Below are 26,034 nucleotides of genomic sequence, written 5' to 3'. Positions count from 1 at the left end.
CTACTCCTCCGTCCGGAACAGCACCGTTTCGCCCACCAGCAGGAACAGCAGGAATGGCGCCCAAGCCGCCAGGAAGGGGGGATAGGCCCCCAGATTGCCCATGGCGAGCGAGAAATTGTCCGCCACGAAATAGGCGAAGCCCAGCGCCATCCCCAACACGGCGCGCACGAACAACTGCCCCGACCGCGCCAGGCCGAAGGCGGCCACGGAACCTAAAATCGGCATCAGCAGGGCCGACAAGGGCCCCGACAGCTTGTGCCAGAGGCTGCCCTCCAGTTCGGCCGTGGGGCGGCCGGCGTCGTGCAGGTCGCTGATCGCCGCCTGCAACTGGCTGAAGGTGAGCGCGTCCGGATCGACCTTCGCCAGGGTGAACTGATCGGGCCTTATGTCGCGGCCGAAGCGGACGGTGCCGATCTGCCGTTCCGTCCCCCGCGCCACGTCGAACTGCCGCGCATCCTCCAGCACCCAGCTTCTGGTCGAAGCGTCATAATGGCCCCTGGGCGCCTGGACGATGGTGGTCAGCGTGTTGTTGATCCGGTTGAATATCTCCACCTTGCGGAGCTGGACCGCCGTCCCGCGCCCGGCGACAATGGCTGCCGTCACCAGATTGTTGCCGTCGCGCACCCATGGACTGGCCTTGACGCCGGTTTCGGGGGGCAGGGGGCCGTAATCCACCGCCTGCCAGGCGGAAAGCCGGGCGGTCGACCGCGCCACGATCCGCTCGTTGAAGGCATAGCTGATCAGCGCCACGCCCAGCGCGGCGGCCAGCAGGGGCGCCAATATCTGATGCGCCGACAGCCCCGCCGCCTTCATCGATATGATCTCGCTGTTCTGATTGAGGCTGGCCAGCATGATCAGCGTGCCGAGCAGCACGGAAAAGGGCAGGAACCGCGCCACGATCTGCGGCGCGCGCAGGGCCACATAGTGCCACAGTTGCGCGTCGCCATTGCCGGCATAGGCCAGGATGTCGCCCGATTCGCCCAGCAGGTCCAGCGTCTGGAGCACCGCGACCAGCATCGCCAGAACCGCGAAGGTCCGGGTCAGGAACAGCCGCGCCATGTACCAGCCAAGCTGGCGCGAGGGGAAGAAGTTGAACTGATGCATGGGTCAGGCGGCTCCTTCCGCCAGGGTTTCCGCCTTCGGCCGCCGCCGGCGGACAAGGCCGATCAGCCGCAGGAACTGCTTGGCGATCTTGGCGAAGGCATATTCCAGCGCGGCGATCGGCTGGCCGCCGGGCCGGTGCGCGATCACATGGTACATCCACAGGATCAGCCCCGCGAACAGCAGGAACGGTCCCCATAGCGCGATGATCGGGTCGATCCTGCCCAGCGATCCCACGCCCTGCCCATATTCGTTGACCTTGTGATAGGTCACGATGAACACGATGGAAAGGAACACGCCGAGCGCGGAAGTCGACCGTTTCGGCGGAATCGCGAAGGCGAGCGCGGCCAGCGGCAGCAGCAGCATCATCGCCACCTCCACCATGCGGAAATGGAAATTGGCGCGGATTTCATTGCGCAGCTTTTCGGGCGTGGCCGGATCATGGCCGATCGTCACCAGTTCGGGGATGGTCTTTTCCCGATCCACGTCGCGGCCGCGAAACCGCTCTATCTGCGGCAGGTCGATGGGCAGGTCGTGGCTGGAAAAGGACAGGATTCGCGGCGATTTATACTTGGGCGCGTCGTTTACCAGCACGCCGTCGCGCAGGCGGAAAATGATGGTGTCGGGGTCGTCCGTCGCCAGAAACTCGCCCTGCGCCGCCGTCACCGCCACGGTCTGCCCGTCCTTGCCCACGGCGCGCACGAAGATGCCCTGGAGGTTGCGCCCCTCGTCCAGGCTGCGCTCTATCCGCAGGGTCATGCGCTTGCCCAGATTGGTGAACTCGCCCACCTTGATCGACGCCCCCAGCGCGCCCGACCGCAGCTCGAACCGCAACGCCTCATAGGCATGGCGGGACAGCGGCTGGACGAAGCCGACAATGCCGAAGTTCAGCAGCGCCAGCGCGATCGCAAACATATAGGGGACGCGCAGCAGCCGGCCGTAGGACAGGCCGACCGCCCGCATCACGTCCAGCTCCGACGACAGCGCCAGCTTCCGGAAGGCGAGCAAAATCCCCAGCATCAGGCCGATGGGAATGCCCAGCGACAGATATTCGGGCATCATGTTCGCCAGCATCCGCCACACGACGCTGACCGGCCCGCCCTCCGCCGCGACGAAGTCGAACAGGCTCAGCATCTTGTCGAGCACCAGCAGCATGGCCGAGATCACCAGCGTCCCCAGCATGGGCAGGGCGATCAGGCGGGCGAGATATCTGTCGGTGGCGGTCAGCATTTCTCTATGTGGTCGTCCCATCACCATGATTTGGCCGCAAACCCCGCCCATATGCGAGTCAGGCAAGTTGCGGGGCGAACAGGGGCTCGCCGTCCGGTGTCACCGGGCGGCTATAGCTTCACGGAGTTGGATGGTCATGTTCAAAGTTGCAATGGGTCTGATGTCGGCAGGGGCGTTGTTCGCCGTCGCGCCGGCCCTGGCCCATGGTATGGAGATCGGCAACGACCTGGAACGCTGCTCTGCGGACGCCAAGGGCCCGGCGGTTCTGGTAGACGTGCGCGGCTTTGCCGCCTCGACCGGCAAGGTGCGCGTGCAATCCTATCCCGCCACCAAGGCCGCATGGCTGGCCAAGGGCGAATGGCTGGGCCGCATCGACGTGCCGGTGAAGGCCAGCAATGGCGCCATGCGCTTCTGCATGCCGGTGCCGCAGCCCGGCCGCTACGGCATCGCCGTGCGCCACGACCGCGACGGCAACGGCAAGACGGATATTTCGCGCGACGGCGGCGGATTTTCCAACAATCCGTCGATCAACATCTTCAACCTGGGCAAGCCGGGGGTCGAAAAGGCCGCCTTCTATGCGGGGCCGGGCGTGACGAAGATCACCATCAACCTCAAATATATGTGATCCCCCGCCATGGTCCGCGTCGCCCTTCTGTCCAATCCCAAGTCCACGGGCAACCGGCAGACGCTTCCGCGCGTGCGCAGCTATTGCGCCAGCAATCCCGACATCTTCCATTATGAGGTGGAGCATGTCGAACAGATCGGCCGGGCGCTGCAGACCATCGCCCGCGTCGATCCGGTCGTCATCGTCATCAACGGCGGCGACGGCACGGTGCAGGCGGCGCTGACGGAACTGTACCAGGGCGAGCATTTCAAGGGCCGCGTGCCGCCGATCGCGGTGCTGCCCAACGGCAAGACCAACCTGATCGCGCTGGACCTGGGCATCCATGGCGATCCGATCAAGGCGCTGGAGAGGATCGTCCAGATCGCCAAGGCGGGCGTCGACGACCATGTCGTGGCGCGGGAGCTGATCGCCCTGTCGGACGGGCAGGCGGAAAGCCGGCCGGTGCTGGGCATGTTCCTGGGGGGGGCGGGCCTCGCCGACTACATGCTCTATTGCCGCAACCAGATCTATCCGCTGGGCCTGTCCAACGGTCTCAGCCATTTCCTGACGGTGATCGCGGTGCTGGTGTCGCTGATCTTCGGCATCCGCGCCCGATTCCTGCCGCAATCCAGCCGGCCGGTGCGCATATCCCTGATCCGCGACGGGCAGTTGGCGGGGCGCTTCGCGGTGCTGATCGTGACCACCCTGGAACGATTGCTGCTGGGCGTGCAGCCGGGGGACAGCCGGCGCGGCAACATGAAGCTGATGGCGGTGGACCAGAGCCTGTCCGCCCTGCTGCGCCTGTTCTGGGCCAGCATCACCAGGCGCGTCGGCAAGTCGCAGATGCAGGGCATCCATCTGGAACAGGGCGACGTCATCCGCATAGAGGGCGACCATAGCAGCGTCATATTGGACGGCGAACTGTTCGAGGCGTCGGAAGGCAGGCCCATCGTGCTGCGTTCGACGCAACCCGTGCCTTTCCTGAGGTTGGCGGCGTAAGGGGGCGATCGGCCGTCATTCCCATCCTCCCCGCCGCGCGCTGTGCTCGGGGAAGATTTCATATGAAAATCCGCCGACAAGCCTCCAAGTTTTCCTTTTCTCGGCGAAAGCAGCGGTTGCCAAACGACCGGCATCGCCCTATTGAGCGCACAGCATCAAGAGTTGGGGCGACGCCCAACGCCAACCTGCCGATCCGGGCAAGGTGGCACTCCGTCAAGGAGGATGTGGCCGATCCGGCAACCAAGCGGACCCAAGCCACATCGTGAAGCGTCGCTCCGCAACGAGGAATGACGTGACGTGCCGATCAAGATAGCCGACGACCTGCCCGCCCGCCGCACATTGGAGGCCGAGGGCGTGGTCGTCATGCGCGAAGCCGATGCCGTCCGGCAGGACATCCGTCCGCTCCGGATCGCGCTGCTGAACCTCATGCCCGACAAGATCAGCACGGAGACGCAGCTTGCCCGGCTGCTCGGCGCGACGCCCCTGCAGGTCGAACTGACGCTGGTGCGGATCAGCGACCATGTGTCGCGCAACACCTCAGCCGATCATATGGCGTCCTTCTACCGGCCGTGGAGCGACGTGCGGGACGAACGGTTCGACGGCTTCATCATCACCGGGGCGCCGGTGGAGCAGCTTCCGTTCGAAGCGGTAAGCTATTGGGACGAACTGCGCGCCATATTCGACTGGACGCAGACCCATGTGCATCGCTCGCTCAGCATCTGCTGGGCGGCGCAGGCGGCGCTGCACCATTTCCACGGCGTCGGGAAACATCCGCTGGACCGCAAGGCCTTCGGCCTGTTCCGCCATCATGTCCATGTGCCTTCATCTTCATCGCCGTGGATGCGGGGCTTTTCGGATGATTTCATCGTCCCCGTGTCGCGCTGGTCGGAAGTGCGGCGGGAGGATATTCCGGCAGGGCGGGGATTGCAGATATTGGCCGAGAGCGAGGAATCGGGCCTGTGCCTGATCGGCGATCCGGGGCGCGGTTTCCTGCATATGTTCAACCATCTGGAATATGACACGCTTACGCTGGCCGAGGAATATGCGCGCGATGGGGCAAGGCAGTTGCCCGCGCATTATTTCCCCGGCGACGATCCGGCGCGGACGCCGCAAAACCACTGGCGCAGCCACGCGCATCTGCTGTTCGGCAACTGGATCGACGAAATGTACCAGACCGCGCCCTTCGATCTCGACGCGGTGGGGCAGGCGGCGGCGCTGTCGGCGGCTTGACGCCCCTTTGCGCGGATGGAGCCTGGAGCGGGCGGACCGATGCCGCCCCAAGCTGCTCCAGCCGCTAACGAAGGACGCCCTTGGCGATCAGGCCGCGGGCATAGCGCCATTGGAAGAGGGCGACGATCAGGATCGCCGCCGGGAAGATCGCGGCGGTGGCGCCCTTCACCGCCAGCAGGTCGGTCCCGATGAAGCTGTAGCCGAACTGCGCGATCACGGCGATGACCGAGAGCAGGAAAAGGGGCGCGGCGGCAGCCTTGCGAAGCAGCAGCAGGATCGCGCCCAGCGTGCCGCCGCCGACCGCGAGGGCATAGGCCGTCCAAGCCCAGCCGGGCATGGCCGCGAAGATGCGGGCGGTATAGGGATCGGTCTTCGCCAATTGGTCGAGGTCGGCGGTATATTGCATGATGAAGGCGCCGACCCCCATCAGGTTCCAGAGCAGCAGCAGGATTCCGACGATGCGGAAGGATCGTGGCGCGGTCATGGCTGTTTCCCCCTTTGGGCGGGCGATTTGCGTGGACACCCGCCCGATCGATCATAAGGGATGGCGGGCTTTGGCGAAAGAAGGGACAGGTCATTGGCGCAGGAGGCTTCGGCCGCACCGATCATCGTGACGGCCCTCATGGGCGCGGCCGATTTCGGCTGGGCCGAAGGGCTGCGTCGGGCGCATTTCCCGCCCGGGCGCAACCGGGTTCCGGCGCATGTCACGCTGTTCCATCATCTGCCGCCCTCCGCCCTCGATGAAGTGGCGCGGCGGTTGAAGGCGCTGTGCGCGGGGCCGCCGCCCGCCGCCCGGCTGGCGGAGGTGATGCTGTTGGGGCGGGGCGTCGCCTATCGGGTGGAAAGCCCGGAACTGACGGCGTTGCGCGATGAACTGGCGGAGGCCTTTGCCGGGCTGCTGGTGCCGCAGGACCAGGGACGGCCGCGCTTTCACATCACGGTGCAGAACAAGGTCGAACCGGCGGAGGCGAAGGCGCTGGCGGACGAATTGCGGCGCGCCTTTCGCCCCAGGCCGCTCGCCATCGCGGGGCTTGCGGCCTGGCATTATCGCGGCGGCCCGTGGGAATTGGCGGTGAAGGCCAGCTTTCGCGGCTGACCTTCGGTCCGCTCAGGCGAGGCCGACTTCCTTGAGCGGTATGGTGGCGTCGGCAAGCTGCGCCTGGTCCAGCACTGCGCCGGAAAGGACATGGGCGCGGCCCTGCACATAGTCCTTGACCGCATTGACGCAGTCGAGCGCGATCAGCCGGCCGCCCTTGAGATAGAGGACGGAAAAGCTGCGCGTTGCCGGGTCGCCGCGCAGGATCGTCTGGTCGTGGCCGGTCGAAAGGCCCACGGTCTGGAGCTTCAGGTCATATTGGTTCGACCAGAACCAGGGCACGGCATGATAGGCTTCTTCCCTGCCCATGATATGGGCCACGGCGGTCTTCGCCTGGTCATTGGCGTTCTGCACGGATTCCAGGCGGATCTGCGCGCCCCGTGCGAAGCTGTTGGCATGGGCGGCGCAATCGCCCACGGCATAGATGTCGGGCAGGCTGGTGCGGCAATATTCGTCGACGTCCACGCCATTGCCGCCAGCCGCGCCCGCCGCGATCAGCGGGCCGGTTTCGGGGACGATGCCGATGCCGACGATCACCATGTCGGTCGCGATCCGCTCGCCATCCTGCATCAGCACGGCGGTCGCCTGACCGTCCGTGACCTCGATGCAGTCCATCCGCGCGCCGGTGCGCAGGTCGACGCCATGGGCGCGATGCTCCGCCTCGTAGAAGCGCGAGAGTTCCTCTCCCGCGACGCGGGCCAGCACGCGGTCCAGCGCTTCCAGCAGAACCACCTTCTTGCCGAATTTCGACAGGACGGCCGCCGCCTCCAGCCCGATATAGCCGCCGCCTATGACGGTCACATGGCCGATCCGGTCGAGCTTCGCCATCATCGCGTCGACATCGTCGCGACGGCGGACGGCGTGGACATTGGGCGCGTCCGCGCCATTGCAGGTCAGCATGCGGGGGGAACCGCCGGTCGCCCAGATCAGCTTGCCATAGCCGATTTCCCTATCGCCCGTTTCCTTGGCCCCCGCCGTCACGAACTTGCCCGCCGGGTCGACCGACTTCACGCGCAGGCCGAGCAGCATGTCGATCTTGCGCTCTTCCCAGAAGCTGGCCGGGCGGATCAGGATGCGGTCGAAGCTCTTGTCGCCCGCGAAATATTCCTTCGACAGCGGCGGACGTTCATAGGGCGGGTCTTTTTCATCGCCCACCATCGCGATCGAGCCTTCGAAACCGAGCTGGCGCAGCGCGATGCCCGCCTGCGCCCCGGCATGTCCGGCGCCCACGATCAGAACGTCATAATAGCTCATCGACGCGCTATCCTCTCATTTTTCTGTTGCCGCGTGATTGGCCCGCTTTCGCGGGGCTGGCAAGCGGATATTGGCGGCCGGAACGAACCCGGCCGCCGCTGCGCTTCATCGGATCGCGCCGCCGATCATGCGGGCGAGGCGCCCTGAAAAGGCGCGGGGGTCGGCGGGAAGCTCCCCATCGGCGATGCGGGCTTCGTCCAGCAGCAGGCGCGCCGCATCCTCGCGCAGGGCGCTGTCCTCCGCCAGCGTGCCGAGCCGGGCGATCAGGTCGTGGCGCGGGTTGATCTCCAGCACCGGCCTGGCCGCATTGTCGAGCCGACCGGCCCCGGCCAGCAGCTTTTCAAGCTGGCGGTCCATCGCATTGTCGGGCGCGACGAGGCAGACAGGGCTTTCGGTCAGCCGTTCCGATGCGCGGACGTCGGACACTTCATCGCCCAGCACGCCCTTCACATAGGCGATGAAGCCGTCGACCTCCGCCGATGCCTGCGCGGCGGGCGCTTCGCCCTCGGCCAGCGGGATCAGGCTGAGGTCGGCCAGGCCCTGCGTCACCGACTTGAAAGGCTTGCCCTGATAATCGACGCTGGCCGTGACCCAGAAGCTGTCGACCTGGTCGGTGAGCAGCAGCACTTCGATGCCGCGGGCGCGGAACCCCTCCAGTTGCGGGGAGGAGGCGAGGCGGTCGAGATCGGCGCCGGTGGCGTAGTAGATGGCGGTCTGGTTGTCCTTGATCGCCTCCACATAGTCCTTGAGCGAGCGCCAGCCCTCCCCAGCGGTGGATTTGAAGCGGGCGAGGCCGAGCAGCGTCTCGCGCCGGGCGAAATCCTCGTACAGCCCTTCCTTCAGGACGGCGCCGAAATTGTCCCAGAACTTCAGATAGGCTTCGCCATCCTTCTCGGCCAGCTTGTCCAGTTCGGACAGGATGCGGTTGGCGACGCCTTTCTGGATGGCGGCGAGGACCGGGCTTTCCTGGATCATCTCCCGCGAGACGTTGAGCGGCAGGTCGTTGCTGTCGACCAGCCCGCGCACGAAGCGCAGGTAGCGCGGCAATATCTGCGCCTCGTCGGTGATGAAGACGCGGCGGACATAGAGCTTCATACGTCCGGCCCGGTCCGGGTCGAACAGGTCGAACGGACGCATGGAGGGCAGGAAGGCGAGCACCGAATATTCGTGCAGCCCCTCGGCGCGATAATGCAGCGTCAGCGCGGGTTCGTCGAACTGACCGGCGGCGCTGCGGTAGAAGTCGGCATATTCCTCCGCCGTGATGTCGGATTTGGCACGGGTCCAGAGCGCCGCGCCGTCCGCGATCTGCTTTTCCTCCGCATCCGGCTTTTCTTTGAGGAAGATGGGGACGGGGACATGGCCCGACTGGGCGGTGACGATGCGCTGGGTGGTGAACGCCTCGGTATAGCTGGCGGCGTCTTCCTTCAGGTGCAGGACGATGCGGGTGCCGCGTGCCGGAGCCTCCGCCGGGTCGACCGGCTGGATGGTGTAGCTGCCCAGACCATCCGACGCCCAGTGCGCGGCGGTGGCGGCCCCGGCGCGGCGGGAGAAGACGTCCACCTTGTCCGCGACCATGAAGGCTGAGTAAAAGCCGACGCCGAACTGGCCGATCAGTTGCGCGCCTTCTCCCTCCTTCGCGGCCGTGACCCGTTCCATGAAGGCGCGGGTGCCGGAGCGGGCGATGGTGCCCAGCGCCTCGGCCAGTTCGGCCTCGCTCATGCCGATGCCGTTATCCTCGACGATGAGGCGGCGCGCTTCGGGATCGAGCGTGACGGTGATGCGCGGCTGGCCATCGTCCCCGGCAAGCGCTGGATCGCTCAGCAGTTCGTAGCGCAGCTTTTCGCAGGCGTCGGCCGCGTTGGAGATCAGCTCGCGCAGGAAGACGTCCTTGTCCGAATAGACGGAGTGCACCATCATGTGCAGCAGCCGGGCGACGTCGGCCTCGAAGGAACGGGTTTCAGGTGCGGTGTCGGTCGTGCTGGTCATGGCGGTTTCGAAAGCTCTCCCCAGTTGAATCCGAACCGCCAGATGGCGGGGAAAGGGGCGGCTTTCAAGGCCTGGCGCCCCGCCTTCCCGACATGCGGGGGAAAGCGGGGTCGGGGAATCGGATCAGCCGCGCTGCAATTGCAGGGCCTTGGCCTGATAGCGCACCGCGAGTTCGGCATGGACGGCGATCATCGCGCCATTGTCTCCTCGCTGCTTGGCTTCGCTCGCCTTGCGGATTTCCTCCTTGGCCCGGGCTTCGAAATAGGACGCGTCGTCATGGCGGGACACGGGCTGTCTCCTTGTCTTTGCCTTGCGATCATAGCGGGAGCGGGCCGGACCGCCCATCACCCAGGTTAGTCGAAATCGGCCTTGTGGAGGCTGCCGCGCCCCTGGGACTGGCGGGGGAGCGGCGCGGCCAGCCTCCGAACCCGTCAGGCGGGCGTCAGTTGGATGACGCGGGGCTTGGCCGGCGGGAGGGCGCCATTTTCCGCCTCCTTCAACAATTCCTGCTTGCGCGCCAGCATCGCGTCGCGGAGCTGGATCAGGTCGACGTCGGTCTTGCGGCATTGCGCGAACATGCCCTCGCCGCGCATTTCCTCCTCATGGACATGGTGCTTGATCTCTTCGGACAGCACCTTGACCTTGGCATCGAAGAAATCGTCGGCCGGGTCGCCTTCCTCTATGTCGTTGACCAGCAGCTTGGCGCCGTCATGCTCGACATAGGCCTCATCCAGCGTATCGTCCTCTATCCTGCCGCGAAAGGCGGGGTAGAAAATCTCCTCCTCGATCAGCGTGTGGATCTTGAGTTCCAGGCATATTTGCCGCGCCAGCGTCTTCTTGCGCGCCGGCGATCCGGCCTTTTCGAATTGTTCGAACAGATCCTCCACCTTGCGATGGTCGGCTTTCAGAAGGGCGATCGCGTCGGTGAACTGCGGATTGGCCATGGTCTTCCTCCTCCTTGCACGGTCCTTCCGGTGGAAGTCGCGAGCCATGCGTCGGTTCCAAGCGAACCGTTCGCAAAAGCGGAATCGGCGGTCGAAGCGCGGATCGGGTCAGGTCGAAGGATCGTCCGCCGGTGGTCCGCCGCCTTCCCGCCGGCTCCTGGCGCCGACCTCATCCTGCCCGGCGCGGCTGTCCCCTTCCTCGCCCCGCCGCGTCATCGTGCGCGGGTCGTAATTGGACGGGATCGCGCCGCCGCTTTGCGGATCGCGCCGCGGTTCGCGGTCCAGCGTGTCGCTGGGACGGCGGGCCGCGCCTTCCGGCTGGTTCTCCGTCGAGAGGTTCGGGTTGCGTGTATGTTCGGTCGGGCGGGTCCGTATCCTGCGGGGCTTGTCCATGATCTTCTCCTGCGATGGTCCCGCCATGAGAACGAGGGCCGTCGGCAGCCTGTTCCTCCGCTTCCGCCGCGACTTATCCATGTTAGCGGACCGGCGCTTTGCCCCCTTTTCAGGCGATTGGCGGCGGAACGGCGGAGCGGATGAACTGGTTGCTGTCTGACCGTTCAAGGAGGTCAGCATGAGTGACGACGCACCGCTCACCACGGCGAAACAGGACGACGCGGCGGCACGGGCCGCCGATGGGCTGGCGGAAGCGAAGGGCGACGATCTGAGCGGCAAGACCGTGACGATCGACCGCCCGCGCGAGGAGCTTTACGCCTTCTGGCGCGAGGTCGGCAATCTTCCGCTGTTTCTGGAGAATGTCGTCGCCGTGGAGCCTTTGGACGACCGCCGGTCCCGCTGGGTGGTGAAGGCCCCGGCGGGAAGCACCGTCGAATGGGTGTCCGCGATCACGCAGGATCGTCCGGGAGAAACCATCGCCTGGGCTTCGGAGGAAGGCGCGGACGTGCCCAATAGCGGGCGCGTCGACTTTCGCGACGCGCCGGGCGGCCGGGGATGCTGGGTCACGGCGACGATCCTCTACGATCCGCCGGGCGGCTTCATCGGCAAGGCCATCGCCAAGATGTTCCAGCGCGAACCGGCGATCCAGGCGCGCCGCGACCTGCGCCGTTTCAAGCAATTGATGGAAACGGGCGAGATCGCGACCGCCGCCCGCAACCGCCGCGAATATGAAGAGGAAGGCTCCTGATGCGCGCTCTCACATGGCATGGCAAGCATGACGTCCGGGTCGATACCGTCGACGATCCGGAAATTGTCAATCCCCGCGACGCCATCATCCGCATCACCTCCACGGCGATCTGCGGGTCGGACCTCCATCTCTATGACGGCTATATCCCGACGATGAAGGCGGGGGACATATTGGGCCATGAATTCATGGGCGAAGTTGTGGAGACCGGGTCGGGATCGACCCTGAAGAAGGGACAGCGGGTGGTCGTGCCCTTCACCATATCCTGCGGAAGCTGCTTCCATTGCGGCAAGCACCAATATTCGGCCTGCGACAACGGCCTGCCCGCCGACAATCAGGACATCGCGCAGACGATCTACGGCCAGCCCATGTCCGGCCTGTTCGGCTACAGCCACATGACGGGCGGCTATGCGGGGGGGCAGGCGGAATATGTCCGCGTGCCCTTTTCCGATGTCGGTCCCATCGTCGTCCCGGACGGGGTCGACGACGACAGGGTGCTGTTCCTGTCCGACATCCTGCCGACCGGCTGGATGGCCGCCGAAAATGCCCAGATCGAACCGGGCGACACGGTCGCCGTCTGGGGCTGCGGCCCGGTCGGCCTGTTCGCGGTGCAGTCCGCCTTCCTGATGGGCGCGGAGCGGGTGATCGCCATCGATCATTTCCCGCGCCGGCTGGAACTGGCCCGCCGTTTCGGCGCGGAGACGATCAACTATGAGGAAAGCAAGACCTATGAGGCGCTGATGGAGATGACCGGCGGCATCGGTCCCGACGCCTGCATCGACGCCGTCGGGCTGGAGGCGCACGGCTTCTTCGCGGACAATGTCTGGGACCAGATCAAGGTCGCAACCTTCATGGGCACCGACCGCGCCCATTCGATCCGGCAGGCGATCCTGGCCTGCCGCAAGGGCGGGCGGATTTCCATGCCGGCGGTCTATGGCGGCTTCGTCGACAAATTCCCGCTGGGCGCCTTCATGGAGAAGGGGCTGACGCTGAAGACCGGCCAGACCCATGTGCAGCATTACATGCCCGGCCTGTTGAACGCGATCATGGAGGACAGGATCGATACGACCTTCCTGATCAGCCATCGCCTGCCGCTGGAGCAGGCGGCGGAGGGCTATCGCATGTTCCATGACGAGCAGAATGAAGTGACCAAGATCGTCCTGAAGCCGGGCCTGCAGCCCGCCCAGGCCTGAAAAAGGAGAAGCGCATGGCTTCGCAGAAATTCGCGATCGTGACCGGCGCGTCGACCGGGATCGGCTTCGAACTCGCCCATCTCGCCGCGCAGGACGGCTATGACCTGCTGGTCGTGGCCGACGAACCGCTGATCCACGCGGCGGCGGAGGATTTCCGGCGTCATGGCGTCGACGTGCAGCCGGTGGAATCCGACCTTTCCACCATGGAAGGGGTCGACCGCCTGATCGCCTGCACCGGCGGGCGGCAGGTCGACCTGCTCTGCGCCAATGCGGGAAGGGGCCTGGGCCATGCCTTTCTGGAGCAGGACGCGGCCGACTGGCGCCGGGTGATCGACACCAATGTGACGGGCACCGTCTACCTGCTCCAGCAAGTCCTGCGGCCGATGGTCGCCCGCAATGCGGGAAAGGTGCTGGTCACCGGGTCCATAGCCGGTTTCATGCCCGGCTCCTTCCAGGCGGTCTATAACGGCACCAAGGCCTTTATCGACAGTTTCGTCGATGCCGTGCGGAACGAGATCAAGGATGCCGATGGCGTCACCGTCACCAACCTGATGCCCGGCCCGACGGAAACGGAATTTTTCGACCGCGCCGAGATGCTGGACACCAAGGTCGGCGCGGATGAGAAGGACGATCCGGCCAAGGTCGCCAGGGACGGCTGGGACGCGCTGATGGACGGGAAGGCGCATATCGTGTCGGGATGGAAGAACAAGCTGCAGGCCGCTGCGGCGCACGTGACGCCGGCGGGCGTCCTGGCGGAACGGCACCGCAAGATGGCCGAGCCGGGCACCGCCGAAGAGGTGGAGGCGAGCGGCCGATCGGGCTGAACCCCGCCTCTTCCGTTCGATTCAGCGCTTCGGCTTCAGCGCCTCCGCCAGGGAAACGGTCGCGCTGCCCCGCCGCGCGGGCTGCGCCTGGCTGGGGTCCGCCTTCCACCCGCTGAGATAGAGGACGGCCATCTGCTCCGCCGTGCGGCCGTCCTCGTCCGCCGCCGCCGCGAAATGCTCGGCCGCCCCGACCAGCGCGTCGCGCCGCAGCGCGGGGGGCCGCGAAGCCAGAACATTGCCGGCGCCCATGCCCCGCAAGTCGTGCATCAGCCGCAGCATATCGCCATAGCGCACCGTCAGCGCATCGCCGTCCGCGACCGGCATGGTGAAGCCCGCCCGCGCCAGCAGGTCGCCCGCCGAGCGCACGTCGACCTGCGGATGGACATGCTGCCCGGCCCGGTCCCCTTCGCCCGCCATCAGCGCGGCGCGCAGCCGGGGCAGCGAACCCGCCCCCGCGAAGGCCGCCAGCATCAGCCCGTCGGGCCGCAATATCCGCCGCATCAGGATCAGCGCGCCGGGCAGGTCGTTGACGCTGTCCAGCGTGCCGCAGGCGATCACCAGGTCGAAACTGTCATCGGCAAAGGGCAGGGCGTCCTCGTCGGCCTGCACGCCGCCCTGCGCCCTGGCCGCCGCAAAGCCGGGATCGACGCAGACGACGCTCTTTCCCATCGCCTCCAGCGCCGTCCTGGCGCTGCCGTCCGGGCAGCCGATCACCAGCGCTTCCTTCAGCTCGCGCTGCACGTCGCCCAGCCGGTCGAGCAGTTCGTCCAGCATCATGCGATAGAGGAAGTCATGTTCGGCAAAGCGCGCCATCATCCGGTCGCGCCGCCTGGCGCGCAAGGCTCGGTCGAAGATGTCGGGACTGGTCATGGGGGCCTTGTGCATGGGCGAAGGAGCGGGAACAAGGGAGATGATGTCCCGCCTCCTCCTTCACAAGAGCGTTCCGCTGCTCAAGGCCGCGCTTCGCCCGTTGGCCGATTACGCCCTGCCGCCGCGCTGCCCCGGCTGCGGCGAGATCGTGGATGCCGACCATGCCTTTTGCCTGGCCTGCTGGAGCGGGATGCGGTTCCTGGGCGAACCCTGCTGCGCCCGTTGCGGCCTGCCGTTCGAATATGATCGCGGGGACGGCGCGGAATGCGGCGCCTGTCTGGCCGATCCGCCGCCCTATGACAGCGCGCGGGCGGTGCTGGCCTATGGCGATGTCGCCCGCGCCGTGGCGTTGCGGCTGAAATATGGACGGCGCATCGGCCTTTCCCGGCTGATCGCGAAGCAGATGGCGCGGCAGGTGCCGGCCATCGGAAATGCCGTCATCGTGCCGGTGCCCTTGCACCGTTGGCGCTTGTGGTGGCGCGGCTTCAACCAGTCGGCGCTGATCGCCCGCCACCTGGCGCGGCTGACCGGCCTGCGGGCGGACAATCACGCCTTGCTGCGCATCCGCCGGACCCAGCCCCTGCGCGGAATGACCCCGAAGGCGCGGGCGCGGGCAGTCCGCGGCGCATTCGCCCTTAGTCCGGGCCATGAGCTCAAGGGGCGCGCCGTTCTGCTGATCGACGACGTGCACACCAGCGGCGCGACGGCCGCCGCCTGCGCCCGGGCGCTGAAACGCGGCGGCGCGGCGAGCGTTCATCTGCTGTGCTGGGCGCGGGTGCTGCCGGACGGCGGCGATTGACAAACAGGCGCCGAACCACAATTTCGGCGATCGAGGAGTAAGACATGGCAAAGGTCGAAATCTATACCAAGGCCTGGTGCGGCTATTGCGCGCGGGCAAAGGCTCTGCTGAACGAGAAGGGCGTGGCGTTCGAGGAATATGACGTCACCATGGGCGGTCCGAAGCGGCAGGAAATGCTGGACCGCGCCAATGGCGGGACGACCGTGCCGCAAATCTTCATCGACGGCCGCCATGTCGGCGGCAGCGACGACCTGGCGGCGCTCGACCGGCAGGGCAAGCTCGACGCCTTGCTGGGGGCATAGGCCGGATGCGCGCCGCCATCTTCCAGATGACCAGCGGGATCGATCCCGCCGCCAATGCCGCCGCCATCGCGGACATGGCCGCGCGCGCCAGCGGGGAGGGGGCGGACATGCTCTTTACGCCGGAAATGGCCGGCTATCTGGACCGCGACCGGCAAAGGGCGGCGGCGACCCTGCGGTCGGAGGCGGACGACCCCGTCCTCGCCGCCCTAAGGGAGGCGGCGGCCAAGCAGGGCCTGTGGGTGCATCTCGGCTCCACCCCGCTCAAGGATGAGCGCAGCGACGGTCGGTGGGCCAATCGCAGCTTTATGATCGACGACAGGGGAGAGATTCGCGCCCGTTACGACAAGATCCACCTGTTCGACGTCGATCTGGCGACGGGCGAAAGCTGGCGCGAATCGTCGGTCTACGGGCCTGGCGAACAGGTTGTCGCGGTCGATACGCCCTGGGCGCGCATGGGATTGTCGGTCTGTTACGACATGCGCTTTCCCGATCTCTACCGGGCGCTCACCAATGCGGGCGCGACGGTGTTGCTGATGCCGGCTGCCTTCACCGTGCCGACGGGGAAGGCGCATTGGCACATATTGCTGCGGGCGCGGGCGATAGAGGCGGGCTGCTTCGTCATCGCCGCCGCGCAGACGGGCCATCATGCGGACGGCCGCGACACCTATGGGCACAGCCTGGTCGTCGACCCATGGGGGGACCTGGTGCTCGACATGGGCGAGCAGGCGGGCCTTGCCCTTGCGGAGATCGACCTGTCGCGCATAGAGGACGTGCGCGGGCGGGTGCCCGCGCTCGCCAACCGGCGATCCCTGCCCATGGATGTGACGCTATCGTGATCGTTTTCGACCTCAAATGCGAATCCCAAGGCCATGTGTTCGAGGCGTGGTTTGGTTCCAGCGCCGATTATGAGGACCAGAAGGCGCGGGGGCTGATCGCCTGCCCCCTTTGCGGCGACGAGCATGTCGGCAAGGCGGTGATGGCCCCGGCCGTCGCGCCCAAGGGCAACAGCCGGCCGGAACCCATGCCGCAAGTCGCATCATCGGGCGACGCGTCCATCGTCATGGGCGCGGGCGAGGAAGCGAAGATGCGCGAACTGGTGCTGGCGCTGGCGAAGGCGCAGCAGAAGGCGCTGGAGGATTCGACCTGGGTCGGGCGCGATTTCGCCGAACAGGCCCGCGCCATGCATTATGGCGAGCAGGACCGCGCCAGCATCCATGGCGAGGTCGCGCTCAGCGAGGCGCGGGCCTTGATCGCGGAGGGGGTGGAGGTGGCGCCTCTGCCATTTCCGGTCATTCCCCCCGACGCGAAGAATTGACCGCGCCGCTCTCCCGCAATAGAGCCGTCACCGGGCACCCGTAGCTCAGCAGGATAGAGCATCAGATTCCTAATCTGAGGGCCACAGGTTCGAATCCTGTCGGGTGCACCACGCATTCTTGTATTACGAGGCCTTTTAGGCAGTGCCTGTGCCGGGCTTCGAAAATGGCGCAGTTCCGCGCCATTCTGTCGAGGTGCCGCAGAACCGAGTGCCGCAGAGACGTGCTTTTGGGCCTCAGAGCCACAAAAAAGGCCCCGCGTCTCACGGGGCCTCGTCGGGTGGCACACGGTTTTGCCAAGGCTCACTGGAAGCCGAGCACCTCGCGCTGCGCTTTCCAGTCCAGCGGAATGGCAGCATGCTTCATGAGTCGCCGGGACGTGAGTGTCGCCGGTTGCCGGCCTTCAAGAATGGCGGTGATGATGTCCGGCGCGAGGAAAGCCAGTCGCGCGACCCGCTCGGCTGTGCGATCGTTCGTCGCGGAAGTTTGCGTGAAGAGCTGCTGCCGAGCCACTTCCGCTTTGCGGATCAGAGTGATCAGCTCCAGATCGACGTTGGGCTTCTGCTCTTCGCCCGATCGCAGCACCAGCTTGAGATTGCGCCCATGCCGATCCGGCGCGGTTTCGATGTGGAGCGGCAGGCGGTGGCCGTCGTCTTCCACGATTGGCGCCGTGCCATCCAGCAACGCAACAAGACGGCGGCGGCTGATCGAGGCGTCGATCCTGTCGGTGTGGACCATAAGAGCAAGATCGAGAGCTTGCAGCGTTCTACGAACCTCGCTCTTCCGTTTGCCGCGCATCGCTGATCCAAGTGCCTGGCCGGCTTCGATCCGGCGCCTGGTCGTTTGGGCGTCAACCTTCGGCAGCACCATGATGGTTTGCGGATCGGCCAAGAGTGCAGCGGCTGTATCGACCGCGGCTTGCTCCAGCTCGGTAGCTGGCAACCGCAGGGCAGGGGCCCTGATCGCTGCTTCGTTCGTGGCGGATGCGATGCTGGACACATAATAACGATAGCGGCGCTTCTGCTTCACGGCATGGCTGGGCGACATTGGCCGATCGACATGGTCTCGAATCATGCCCGTGAGCAGGCTGCTATGTTCGCTATTGCCGCCTGCGCGACGGGTGCCGATCGCTCCTGCGCGTTTCGCCTGCGCCGCATCCCACAGCGCCTGATTGATGATCGGCGGATGCTCGCCGTCATAGACCTGGTCGCGATGCCGGATCTTGCCGATGTACATGGGATTGGCGATAAGATGATGGAGCGGTCCACGCACGAATGACTGGCCGCCGCGAACAGACCCGTCGCGCATGGTCTGCCGCTTGGTGACGATCCCCTCCGTCTTCAACTCCTCCATCAGCACCATGATCGAAGGCACCGCCAGATAGCGGCGGAAGATATGCTCGACAGTCTTTGCCTCCTGTGGATTGGGCACGAGCTTGCGATCGACGACATCATAGCCGAGCGGCACCGGGCCGCCCATCCAGATGCCCCGGGCTTTCGACTGGGCGATCTTGTCGCGGATGCGCTCGGCGATCACCTCGCGCTCGAACTGTGCGAAGCTCAGCAGAACATTGAGCGTCAGTCGCCCCATGCTTGTCGTCGTGTTGAACTGCTGCGTGACCGATACGAAGGAGGCGCCGGCCGCATCGAATACATCAACGATACGGGCAAAGTCGTTGAGGCTGCGGGTCAACCGGTCAACTTTATAGACGATGACGATGTCGACCTTGCCGTCGCGAACATCGGCTATCAGGCGGGCGAGGGCGGGGCGCTCCATGCTGCCGCCCGAGAAGCCGCCATCATCATAGAGCGTGGGGACGAGCGTCCAGCCCTCGCTCTTCTGGCTCTGGACATAGGCGGCGCAGGCCTCGCGCTGTGCATCCAAACTATTGAAGGCCTGATCCAGCCCCTCTTCGGTCGACTTGCGCGTATAGACCGCGCAGCGCAGCCGCTTCTTCTGGGTCATGGCTTCACCCCGAAGAAGCGCGGGCCCGACCAGTGCGCGCCCGTGATGTGGCGTGCCACGGCAGACAAGGAGGTGAAGCTCGTGCCCTTATAGCTGCAGCGGCCCTTTTCTTCCATCAACACATGATGGCTGGTTCCGCCCCATTCGCGCACCAGCTGCGTTCCTGGGGTCAGCTTGGGTGCGGACGCAGCGCGTGCCACTCCCGCACCAAGAAGGCGCACCCGCACCCGCTCACCGAGGCCGCCCTGGGCGGCGCATTGCAGATCATGCGCCAGGGCGCGGGCGAGCAGGCTGGCGGCGATGCGCGGGGGCTCAGCCCCGTGCACCGTTCGCCACTCCGCCTTGAGCTCGGTCGGCTTCATTGCTGCCAAGGCAGCGATCTGCGCGTCCAGCTTCATCAGGCCTGGTTCCCCAGATGATAGCAGGTAACCTCGCCGCGCTTGCGCCTATCGATCGCGTGGCCTTTCTTGCGCAGGCCGGTCAGCGCGGCTCGCGTGGTGTGCGGCAGCCAGTTGGTGGCGCTGATCAGTTCATCCAGCGTGGCGCCGCTCTCGCGGCGGAGCATCTTCAGGACCAGCGCGCTTTTGCTGTGTGCGGCAGGTGACGGGGCTTCGGCGATCGGCGTGACCTCCGGCTCAGGTAGATCCGTAGCGGGTTCTTCTGCCTCCTCGGGCTCTACGCCGATGGCGGCGCGGCCCGCGTCAGTGATGATGACCCCGATCGAGCGGAGGCCATCCGTGCGCCAGGCGTCGGCCCCTGAGGGGAGATCGACCTCGCCGGCAAGCCCGCGCCGGATGAGCTGCTCGACGACCTTGCGAATGCGCGCAGGGCCTTCCCCCACCGCCTCGGGCGGCGGCAGCAGGCTGCCATTGTCGCGCTGTGCGGCGGTGGCGAGCAGTACCAGTTGGATGTCGGTAAAGCGAATAAGGCTGTTCATGGATGGTCTCCGTTTTTGGAGCGGCGCTATTGCCGTTCCCACCACCCAGAGCCCCGTGGCGCGCAGCCTTGCGGGGCAGGGGCTCCTTAGCGAGCCACGATTCCATGTCCACAGCGTTCGCTCCATTCGTCAGCGAAGTCGAACGAAATCTGCGCAATATTTTGAGACTATTGAGGTGGCCTGATCGACTGCAGATGGGACTTTCCGCCCAGTCGGCTTCAGAGCAACCACCATGGAATAGCGGACGGTCCCGACAAGACGCTGTAATAGGCAGAGTCCGCGAACAAAGGCGACATTCGATGGCTCGAACCGGCTCACCGAAACCTGCCCTTCGTTCATTGGGGTGCGGTTCGGAGGCGGATTCTAAGATCCATCATATGCGCCCCGGCGCCAAGGCAGCCACACGGGGTCGAGCATTCAGGCAAACGGCGCGGCAGCGAGAATATTCTGGCTCTGGACGATAACATTGCACCATCGCTTCGCCCGAGTGATCGCGTTGTAGAGCAGGCGACGCTTGTGTTCAGCATCGCCGCCCACCTGATAGGGCCAGATGACCACGACGCCCTCGAACTCCCTGTTCTTGGCCTGCTGCACCGTCATCGCCGTCAGTTGATGCGACGCGCCGCCACCATACTGCCGTCGCAGCGAGACCTGTCGCGCAATTACGGCCTCGATCTCCGCACGGGTGAAATTTACCCGTCCGCAGGCGTGAACCTGGTTTTCGACCCACGACAGTGTCGCACGCACGGGGCCGTTCCGCGGCATCGCTCGCAGCGCTGCGCAGGCAACAGCCGCAGGCGCATCGGCCGCAAGGTCGAGACCTGCGATGATCGCCTGCGCCTCGTCGCGGTCATTGCCCTCCCAATGGACGGTGTAAGGCCCGTTGTTATGTCTGCCGCACGGGCCCAGAGCGAGCCGGGCGACAACCGACGTGGCAAACCCGCCTTGCAGCGCCGGTGTGATCACCGCGACATCGCCGCCCTGCCGCCAGGCGATGGCATTGGCGAGCAACGTCGTGGCAAGCGGCACGCTGGCTCCCGGCGGCAGCAGCTTAAATCCGGCGCCGTTGGCCGGCGCATTTCCCGCGCGAATCGCAGTCGCTGCCGCCAGCAGACCCGGCGCATTCGTGCGGCGTACCTGCACCAATGTCTCCGGTTCTGCATGCTGTTGCAGCCATGCGACCAGTGGATTGGGGCGAAGCGCCTGATCCAGACACTGGAACTCGTCGGCGGCAATCAGCACATGGACGGTGCCCGCGAGCGCCTTGAGCATGCGCAGGCGCTCGGGTTTGAGGTCCTGACCTTCATCGACGAGCACAATCGGGAAGCTCGTCGCGACCCAAGCGCAAACTTGCGGCTGCTCCAGCAGCAATCCGGCTGCCTCGCAGACGTGATCGAACTCGCCCTCGGTCGCGGGAGCGATGGCGAGCGCGCCTGCCAACCCCCGCCACCGGCGATAGATGCGCCACGCAAAGGCATCGATCGTGCAGCATTCCACGCGTCCGCGAAGGTTGACGACCGAGCGCAGCCGTTCGGACAGGCGCCGCCGCGACCCGTGCATGAAGGTGAGCGCTAGAACACGCTGACCGTCGTTCAGCGGGTGGGTCCCAAGGCGATCAGCCAGCATCGCCATGAGCCGATGTGTCTTCCCGCACCCGGCACCGCCTTCGACAGCTTGGATAGTCACGGCGTGAAGACCTTGATCGTTGGATGGTTCGGGTCCGCCACGAACAGTGGATTGTCGACACCCTGGGCGACTTCAGTGATAGCGTTGAGGAGCGATCGCGCTCGCGCACAACACGCGTCGCTTGCGCCGATCGCCCCCGCAATCGCCTCGTAGCTCGAGCTGTCCTTCTTGAGCCCGCCTGTCGCCCGCACCTCGTCCTTGAGGCGCGCGACGAGATTGGCGACATTTGCGGGGGGATTGTCGATCGAGATGGTCGGCAGGCAGGCCGCCGCGTCGGCATCGATGATCCAGCCGATCACATCCTCGAGCATCTGGCCGGCGGCCCAGCGCAGGATAATCCCCGAATTCGGAGCGCCGGCTGCGGCGAGGGCGTTGGCATAGCCCACGCCCTCGGGATCGCCATCGACCAGTGCGACAACGCGCGGGTGGAGCGGCGACATCGCCGCCGCGGTGCGCACGACAGCCCCGTCATGGGTCGGAATCACGCCGACAAAGGCGTCGAACCGGCATTCATCGGCCGCGGCCCAACTCTGATGCAGGTCGACGGCTCGGACGAGGAGAGCCAGCCATTCATAATCCGTCCTGCCCTCGGGGATCAGCACGAACTCGTGCATCACCGCCGCAATCGTCTCGACGCGGTTCACCTGGAACAGTTTGCGGACGCTGTTAGGCGTGTCAGCCGGCAAGGTCGACTGCAGCAGCGGCACCGAGGTCAGGACGCCGCCTTCGTTGCGCAGGACCGCGACGCCGCTCGGATCCGCCAGCGCAGCGACCATCGGCGAGTGGGTCGAGACCAGGGTCTGGCGTGACAGTGACTGGATGCGATGCACCAGCCGACGCTGCAACGCCGGGGGGACATGCAGCTCGGGCTCTTCCAGCGCCATCCAAAAATTTTCTTCTGCCTCGACGCGCAGTCGTCCGAATTGCAGGAGCAACAGCAGATGCTGGAGTGACAAAAGCCCGCTGCCATGCCGTTTAGCGGGCAGCGGAACGTCCGCCCCGTTGTGCGAATAATGCGACACGACGGACTCGAGCAGCCCATCGGAATCGGTGGGTGTCACCCGCAGATGCAGCGTTGGGTTTGTCCGGAAAAAGCCGCGCAGTTCCTGATTTAGTCGGTCGACAATCGGCAAGAGCCGTTCGTCCTGCTCGAGCCTCGCTTCCGGCGCGCGCAGACGGTCGCGCTCGGCGAGAACTGATTCCGAAGGCTGTCCATCGCCGGCGGCGACAACGCGTCGGAAGAGCTCGGAGCCGAACGACACTGTCCGGTCCCAGGTCCGCGCGGCAGGCACAAAGAAGAAGCCGAGTTCGCGGATCAGACGGGTGGGAAGCGGGGTCGCCGTCTCGTCGTCAAACACATCGCCGACACTGTCGTCGTCGTGGAAATAGCGCAGCGTCTCCACTTCGAGCGACGGCCGGTGGAACCGCGCCGAGAAGGCGATCTGGCAGGCGAGCCTCCATGCCGGATCGGTACGCGCGGGATGGATGGTGCCGGTCGCCGCGTTCCACCACTTTACGATGCCCCTGTCGTCGCGGAACCATTCGGGATGCTGGGCCGGATCTTCGTCATGGAACCCGATCACCGTTGCGGTCAATCGGATGCGATCTGCTGGCTGCGGGTTGCTGCCGTGAAAATCATGCTCGGTCAGCTGGCGGATCATCCGGTCGCGGCCGAACAGCAGCGCTAGCGCCTCGATCACCGTGGTCTTGCCGCAGTTATTCGCGCCGACCAGCACCGTGTGCGGCGAGAAACGGATCATACCGTTCTGCACGCCCCGGAAATTCTCGATCTTTAAGCTGGCGATCTCCATTCTATCCCCCCTCTATCAATTGGATAGCTATCGGAGGCGTATCAGGCTGTCAGCAAGAGATCAGTCGGATCCGATCAATTCACTATTTGAGTTGGCGCCAGCCTTCTCCGGAAGAAGTTGACCCAGTCGTTCTTAGGCGGTCATCGTCGGAAACTAGCGCTCGAACGGACGAGCTTCGACGCAAGTCCGGCCGACTCGAACTTACGCGAGACCAAGCTGGCTTGCTGCTCGTCGTGCGTCGTCACGACGATCTGATGCTCCATGTCGAGGTAGAGCCCTCGGATGAGTCCGAAGGCGTTCACCTTAATGATGTCTGCGTAATGAAGCGGATCGGGACCTTCATTCATTCGCTTACCTGGCGGGTCATGGCAGCGAACTCAGGCCTCTGGAGCTTCGAAACGGGCTGCAACGCCGGCTGATGCCATCGCAATACACTCGGCGACAAGCGTATCAAGCAGCCGCTCAACATTGCCCGTGTCGTACCCTGAAGCCTGTAGCTTTTCGGCGGTGAGCTTCAGGAACGCGCGGGTATAGGACTCCTTGTGCTCAAGCGAGCCTTGGTAGGTATCTGTGTCCCTCTTGTAATTGGTCCAGATAATCCGAGGTGGCGGATAGCCGCGAAGCCGATGGTCGAGATAGCATTCGATCGCCGCCGCCCGTCCGTTGATGTCGGCTTCATGGTCGCCTTCCGGGCCGCGCGCCGCGAATGAGCGGAAGCATTCCAGCGACGGCAATAGTATCGCGCGAAGATTTGGGGGCAGCGTCAGCCCGCCGAGCTTGTCAAAGGCGTCTGCCCCCTCTGCATCGTTGTCGAACACGAAGATTGTCTGGTTGTGAACGTCGATCTTGGCGAGCCCCTCGGCGAATTTCAGTAGATTGCCGGTGCCCGGAAACGGGTGACGCTCGCTGACATCAATAAAGCGGAAAAAGTCGGCAACATCGGGGCGCAGCAGTTCGAACCCGTGCCGCAGAATATGCGCATCGGAGCTGCCTTCGGTCGCAATGAGGAACGTCTCGGTCCGGCGCGCGGACGGCGTGAACGCGGCGGCGGCGGTATAGCCATTTTCGACGAGCGGCCCATATTGCCAGGTGACGTCCGTCTCCAGATTGGCGGCGTTGCCGGCGAGGATTTGGAGCATCAGATAAGGGTGGAGGATGTTGACGCGGCTGCCGAAGTAGCTCCGCTCCGACCAAGCCATATCGTCATGATCAAACCCGATCGGAATCCGCTCTATGATGGCCATATCCGAAGCGAACCGCCCCTTCGGCTTCCGGCGATCTCGCCATTCCTCGTCGCCGGAGAGAAAGGTATCGTCGAGGTCGAGGATCGATTGTCGCGTCGCGAACGCGCAGAATTCGTCGAATGACAGCGGCTCAGGAATAGGAGGATCATCGTCATCCTGGAGCGACTCACGCTCCTCCTTCCAGTCGACTACCCAATTCGAATAGGCCTCACGAGCGAGATCGATGGTGAAGCCCAAGAGCTGCAAGCGGGGCACGACGTGCTTCAGCTTGCGAGCAAACGCCCATTCCATCGGCGAAGGGTCTTCGCCCTCCTCCTCACAATATTCATAGTCGACCTGATCGCTCCGTATCCTCTGCCGGTCGGCGGGCTGGAACAGCGCACCATGATCGGGGCCTCGGTGGTTCTTGGCATAGGTGAGGCCCAGACCGCCGAGCTTGAGCTGAATCTCCGTACCCACGCGACTCGATCATCCTTCATGAACAGGCTGAAGGCTGGCCGGTTGCCCGGTGCCGCGCAACTGCCTAATGTCATTGCGCCGATCAGCTCGAGCAAACGCTCCTAGAAATCGGCAAGAGAGCGATAGTCGACCAGGTTTGGCGCGATAGGGTATTGTCCAAATTGCGCGCGTCTAGCGTCCAAATCGCCATATATGCTCACGGTCCAGCGCGTGGTCGTCAAATCCACCTGCCGCATGATCTCGTCGATATAGGGCGCATCGACCTCGGCAAGGCCATGACCCATGATCTTGATCTCCCGCACATTCGCTAGGCCCGCAAAGAACGTAGCATTCTGCTCGATCAACCGGGCGGTGGGCTTGAAGGTGTCGGCGAAGAACTGGTCGATATATTCAATCCCGTTACGCACCCGCCAGTCGTCATCGGGCCCATCGGGCTTGAAATTCAGGCTGTCCTCCGGCGCGCGCTCCCAGGCGTGCCCGAGCACCAGCTCCGCCGCCGCGTTGGCGGCATCGCCATGAATGTGAAGAACGCGCTAGCTCGACACGCCATACACGCGCTCCAGTGTCGGTGTGTAGTTGAACGTCAGAAAAAGCGCGGAACGATCGATGTTCAGCGGCGATCTGACCGACCTTCGGTCCGGTATCGGTAGTCCGCGCACCCAATCGGAAAACCGCGACCGCAGGCCCGATGAAAGTCCTGTCGCGATCTGCTCAAGCTCATACTGGAAGTCACCATAGCCTTTGTCGTCCAAGAATTGAGACGCGTAATCGACCGCCTGATGCTCGTCGAATTCGGCAAGGCGCGACTCGAACTCTGCCCAGAACTCGGCATCCGCCGCGAAATATTCCTCGACCATCCGATGTACCGTGCGATCGGTGGCGGCGAGATAGGCAGCGAAGTCGCGAGAGTCAGATGGGATCCCGTGATATCGGTCGAAGCCATTGCCGATAATATAGAGGAGCCTCAAAGGCGCCCGCATTTGGAAGAGGTCGGCGTTGGTCATGGTCACTACGCTGAATTGTTTGCACCAAGGCTTTCTTTGGACGCT

The 26,034-nt window shown here is 65.0% G+C and carries 26 protein-coding genes, 1 tRNA gene, 1 pseudogene and 1 riboswitch; of the genes and pseudogenes, 12 read left to right on the top strand and 16 right to left on the bottom strand.

Features of this window, described 5'->3' with window-relative positions; translation table 11 throughout:
• Positions 1-1,104 (bottom strand): LPS export ABC transporter permease LptG, encoded by a 1,104-nt coding sequence (gene lptG / locus Sj15T_RS09730; RefSeq protein ID WP_007683689.1) that lies wholly within the window; start codon positions 1,102-1,104, stop codon positions 1-3.
• 3 nt (positions 1,105-1,107) lie between these two features.
• A complete protein-coding gene (gene lptF / locus Sj15T_RS09725) occupies positions 1,108-2,331 on the bottom strand; it encodes an LPS export ABC transporter permease LptF (RefSeq protein ID WP_013040843.1) in 1,224 nt (407 codons plus the stop codon).
• Between the two features lie 130 nt (positions 2,332-2,461).
• Between lptF and Sj15T_RS09720 the strand changes: the two genes are divergently transcribed.
• The 3 genes from Sj15T_RS09720 (at position 2,462) to metA (ending at position 5,164) form a co-directional block, all read left to right on the top strand.
• Positions 2,462-2,956, top strand: coding sequence for a DUF2141 domain-containing protein (locus Sj15T_RS09720; RefSeq protein ID WP_007683695.1), 495 nt, complete (start codon positions 2,462-2,464; stop codon positions 2,954-2,956).
• Positions 2,957-2,965: 9 nt separating this feature from the next.
• The gene (locus tag Sj15T_RS09715) at positions 2,966-3,934 is read left to right on the top strand and encodes a diacylglycerol kinase family protein (RefSeq protein ID WP_007683697.1); all 969 of its coding nucleotides are present in this window, start codon (positions 2,966-2,968) and stop codon (positions 3,932-3,934) included.
• Between the two features lie 147 nt (positions 3,935-4,081).
• A riboswitch (SAM-I-IV-variant riboswitch) is annotated at positions 4,082-4,188 on the top strand.
• Between the two features lie 43 nt (positions 4,189-4,231).
• The gene (metA, locus tag Sj15T_RS09710) at positions 4,232-5,164 is read left to right on the top strand and encodes a homoserine O-succinyltransferase (RefSeq protein ID WP_013040842.1); all 933 of its coding nucleotides are present in this window, start codon (positions 4,232-4,234) and stop codon (positions 5,162-5,164) included.
• Between the two features lie 64 nt (positions 5,165-5,228).
• Here metA and Sj15T_RS09705 read toward each other — a convergent pair whose 3' ends face one another.
• Positions 5,229-5,648, bottom strand: a complete 420-nt coding sequence (locus Sj15T_RS09705) for a hypothetical protein (protein ID WP_013040841.1) — start codon at positions 5,646-5,648, stop codon at positions 5,229-5,231.
• Between the two features lie 138 nt (positions 5,649-5,786).
• On the opposite strand from Sj15T_RS09705, the gene Sj15T_RS09700 reads away from it, so the two are divergent.
• On the top strand, positions 5,787-6,260 hold the full coding sequence (locus tag Sj15T_RS09700) for a 2'-5' RNA ligase family protein (RefSeq protein ID WP_031286122.1): 474 nt from the start codon (positions 5,787-5,789) through the stop codon (positions 6,258-6,260).
• A 12-nt stretch (positions 6,261-6,272) separates the two neighbouring features.
• On the opposite strand, the gene Sj15T_RS09695 is transcribed toward Sj15T_RS09700, so the two are convergent.
• From Sj15T_RS09695 to Sj15T_RS09675, 5 genes are all read right to left on the bottom strand, one after another.
• The gene (locus tag Sj15T_RS09695; RefSeq protein WP_013040839.1) at positions 6,273-7,514 is read right to left on the bottom strand and encodes an FAD/NAD(P)-binding oxidoreductase; all 1,242 of its coding nucleotides are present in this window, start codon (positions 7,512-7,514) and stop codon (positions 6,273-6,275) included.
• 105 nt (positions 7,515-7,619) lie between these two features.
• Positions 7,620-9,500, bottom strand: coding sequence for a molecular chaperone HtpG (gene htpG / locus Sj15T_RS09690; protein ID WP_013040838.1), 1,881 nt, complete (start codon positions 9,498-9,500; stop codon positions 7,620-7,622).
• 123 nt (positions 9,501-9,623) lie between these two features.
• On the bottom strand, positions 9,624-9,788 hold the full coding sequence (locus Sj15T_RS09685; RefSeq protein ID WP_013040837.1) for a hypothetical protein: 165 nt from the start codon (positions 9,786-9,788) through the stop codon (positions 9,624-9,626).
• A gap of 143 nt (positions 9,789-9,931) precedes the next feature.
• Positions 9,932-10,444, bottom strand: a complete 513-nt coding sequence (locus tag Sj15T_RS09680; RefSeq protein WP_013040836.1) for a hemerythrin domain-containing protein — start codon at positions 10,442-10,444, stop codon at positions 9,932-9,934.
• A 108-nt stretch (positions 10,445-10,552) separates the two neighbouring features.
• Positions 10,553-10,837, bottom strand: a complete 285-nt coding sequence (locus Sj15T_RS09675; RefSeq protein WP_013040835.1) for a hypothetical protein — start codon at positions 10,835-10,837, stop codon at positions 10,553-10,555.
• 178 nt (positions 10,838-11,015) lie between these two features.
• Between Sj15T_RS09675 and Sj15T_RS09670 the strand changes: the two genes are divergently transcribed.
• The 3 genes from Sj15T_RS09670 to Sj15T_RS09660 are packed head-to-tail and all read left to right on the top strand — an operon-like array spanning position 11,016 to position 13,599.
• Positions 11,016-11,585, top strand: a complete 570-nt coding sequence (locus Sj15T_RS09670; protein ID WP_013040833.1) for an SRPBCC family protein — start codon at positions 11,016-11,018, stop codon at positions 11,583-11,585.
• Entirely contained in the window at positions 11,585-12,775 is a 1,191-nt protein-coding gene (locus tag Sj15T_RS09665; RefSeq protein ID WP_013040832.1) for a zinc-dependent alcohol dehydrogenase, read from the top strand. The genes Sj15T_RS09670 and Sj15T_RS09665 overlap by 1 nt, the downstream gene beginning before the upstream one ends.
• Positions 12,776-12,789: 14 nt before the next feature.
• Complete coding sequence (locus Sj15T_RS09660; RefSeq protein WP_013040831.1) at positions 12,790-13,599, top strand: SDR family NAD(P)-dependent oxidoreductase; 810 nt, start codon at positions 12,790-12,792, stop codon at positions 13,597-13,599.
• Positions 13,600-13,620: 21 nt separating this feature from the next.
• Here the strand turns inward: Sj15T_RS09660 and Sj15T_RS09655 are convergent, their stop codons facing one another.
• Positions 13,621-14,469, bottom strand: coding sequence for a class I SAM-dependent methyltransferase (locus Sj15T_RS09655; RefSeq protein WP_041386537.1), 849 nt, complete (start codon positions 14,467-14,469; stop codon positions 13,621-13,623).
• Positions 14,470-14,509: 40 nt separating this feature from the next.
• Here Sj15T_RS09655 and Sj15T_RS09650 point away from each other — a divergent pair, with 40 nt between their 5' ends.
• From Sj15T_RS09650 to Sj15T_RS09630, 5 genes are all read left to right on the top strand, one after another.
• Positions 14,510-15,268, top strand: a complete 759-nt coding sequence (locus tag Sj15T_RS09650) for a ComF family protein (RefSeq protein ID WP_041386027.1) — start codon at positions 14,510-14,512, stop codon at positions 15,266-15,268.
• A gap of 44 nt (positions 15,269-15,312) precedes the next feature.
• Positions 15,313-15,570: a glutaredoxin 3 gene (gene grxC, locus Sj15T_RS09645; protein WP_007683719.1), complete on the top strand. Its 258-nt coding sequence runs from the start codon at positions 15,313-15,315 to the stop codon at positions 15,568-15,570.
• A gap of 5 nt (positions 15,571-15,575) precedes the next feature.
• Positions 15,576-16,406: a carbon-nitrogen hydrolase family protein gene (locus Sj15T_RS09640; RefSeq protein WP_013040828.1), complete on the top strand. Its 831-nt coding sequence runs from the start codon at positions 15,576-15,578 to the stop codon at positions 16,404-16,406.
• Positions 16,403-16,885 carry a DUF1178 family protein gene (locus Sj15T_RS09635; protein WP_007683721.1) on the top strand — a complete coding sequence of 161 codons (483 nt, stop codon included), beginning with the start codon at positions 16,403-16,405 and terminating at the stop codon, positions 16,883-16,885. The genes Sj15T_RS09640 and Sj15T_RS09635 overlap by 4 nt, the downstream gene beginning before the upstream one ends.
• Positions 16,886-16,919: 34 nt before the next feature.
• Positions 16,920-16,996 (top strand) — tRNA-Arg (locus Sj15T_RS09630).
• Positions 16,997-17,186: 190 nt separating this feature from the next.
• Here the strand turns inward: Sj15T_RS09630 and Sj15T_RS09625 are convergent.
• The 7 genes and pseudogenes from Sj15T_RS09625 to Sj15T_RS09595 all read right to left on the bottom strand — a co-directional run bounded on the left by Sj15T_RS09625 (position 17,187) and on the right by Sj15T_RS09595 (position 25,965).
• Entirely contained in the window at positions 17,187-18,848 is a 1,662-nt protein-coding gene (locus tag Sj15T_RS09625) for a recombinase family protein (RefSeq protein WP_013040827.1), read from the bottom strand.
• Complete coding sequence (locus Sj15T_RS09620) at positions 18,845-19,246, bottom strand: DUF2924 domain-containing protein (RefSeq protein ID WP_013040826.1); 402 nt, start codon at positions 19,244-19,246, stop codon at positions 18,845-18,847. The genes Sj15T_RS09625 and Sj15T_RS09620 overlap by 4 nt, the downstream gene beginning before the upstream one ends.
• The gene (locus Sj15T_RS09615) at positions 19,246-19,785 is read right to left on the bottom strand and encodes a DUF3489 domain-containing protein (protein WP_013040825.1); all 540 of its coding nucleotides are present in this window, start codon (positions 19,783-19,785) and stop codon (positions 19,246-19,248) included. Before Sj15T_RS09615 ends, Sj15T_RS09620 begins: the two co-directional genes overlap by 1 nt.
• A gap of 417 nt (positions 19,786-20,202) precedes the next feature.
• Entirely contained in the window at positions 20,203-21,471 is a 1,269-nt protein-coding gene (locus Sj15T_RS09610; RefSeq protein ID WP_041386023.1) for an ATP-dependent helicase, read from the bottom strand.
• Complete coding sequence (locus Sj15T_RS09605; RefSeq protein WP_013040822.1) at positions 21,468-23,282, bottom strand: AAA family ATPase; 1,815 nt, start codon at positions 23,280-23,282, stop codon at positions 21,468-21,470. Before Sj15T_RS09605 ends, Sj15T_RS09610 begins: the two co-directional genes overlap by 4 nt.
• A 377-nt stretch (positions 23,283-23,659) precedes the next feature.
• Positions 23,660-24,985, bottom strand: a complete 1,326-nt coding sequence (locus Sj15T_RS09600) for a HEPN/Toprim-associated domain-containing protein (RefSeq protein WP_013040821.1) — start codon at positions 24,983-24,985, stop codon at positions 23,660-23,662.
• A 101-nt stretch (positions 24,986-25,086) separates the two neighbouring features.
• Positions 25,087-25,965: pseudogene (locus Sj15T_RS09595) on the bottom strand (bacteriophage abortive infection AbiH family protein).
• Positions 25,966-26,034 lie beyond the last annotated feature (69 nt).

This window comes from Sphingobium sp. TA15 (assembly GCF_037101235.1).
GTDB classification, from domain to species: Bacteria; Pseudomonadota; Alphaproteobacteria; order Sphingomonadales; family Sphingomonadaceae; genus Sphingobium; species Sphingobium indicum.
Note: the sequence above shows the minus strand (reverse complement) of the source record. Positions and strands in the feature narration are given on the sequence as shown.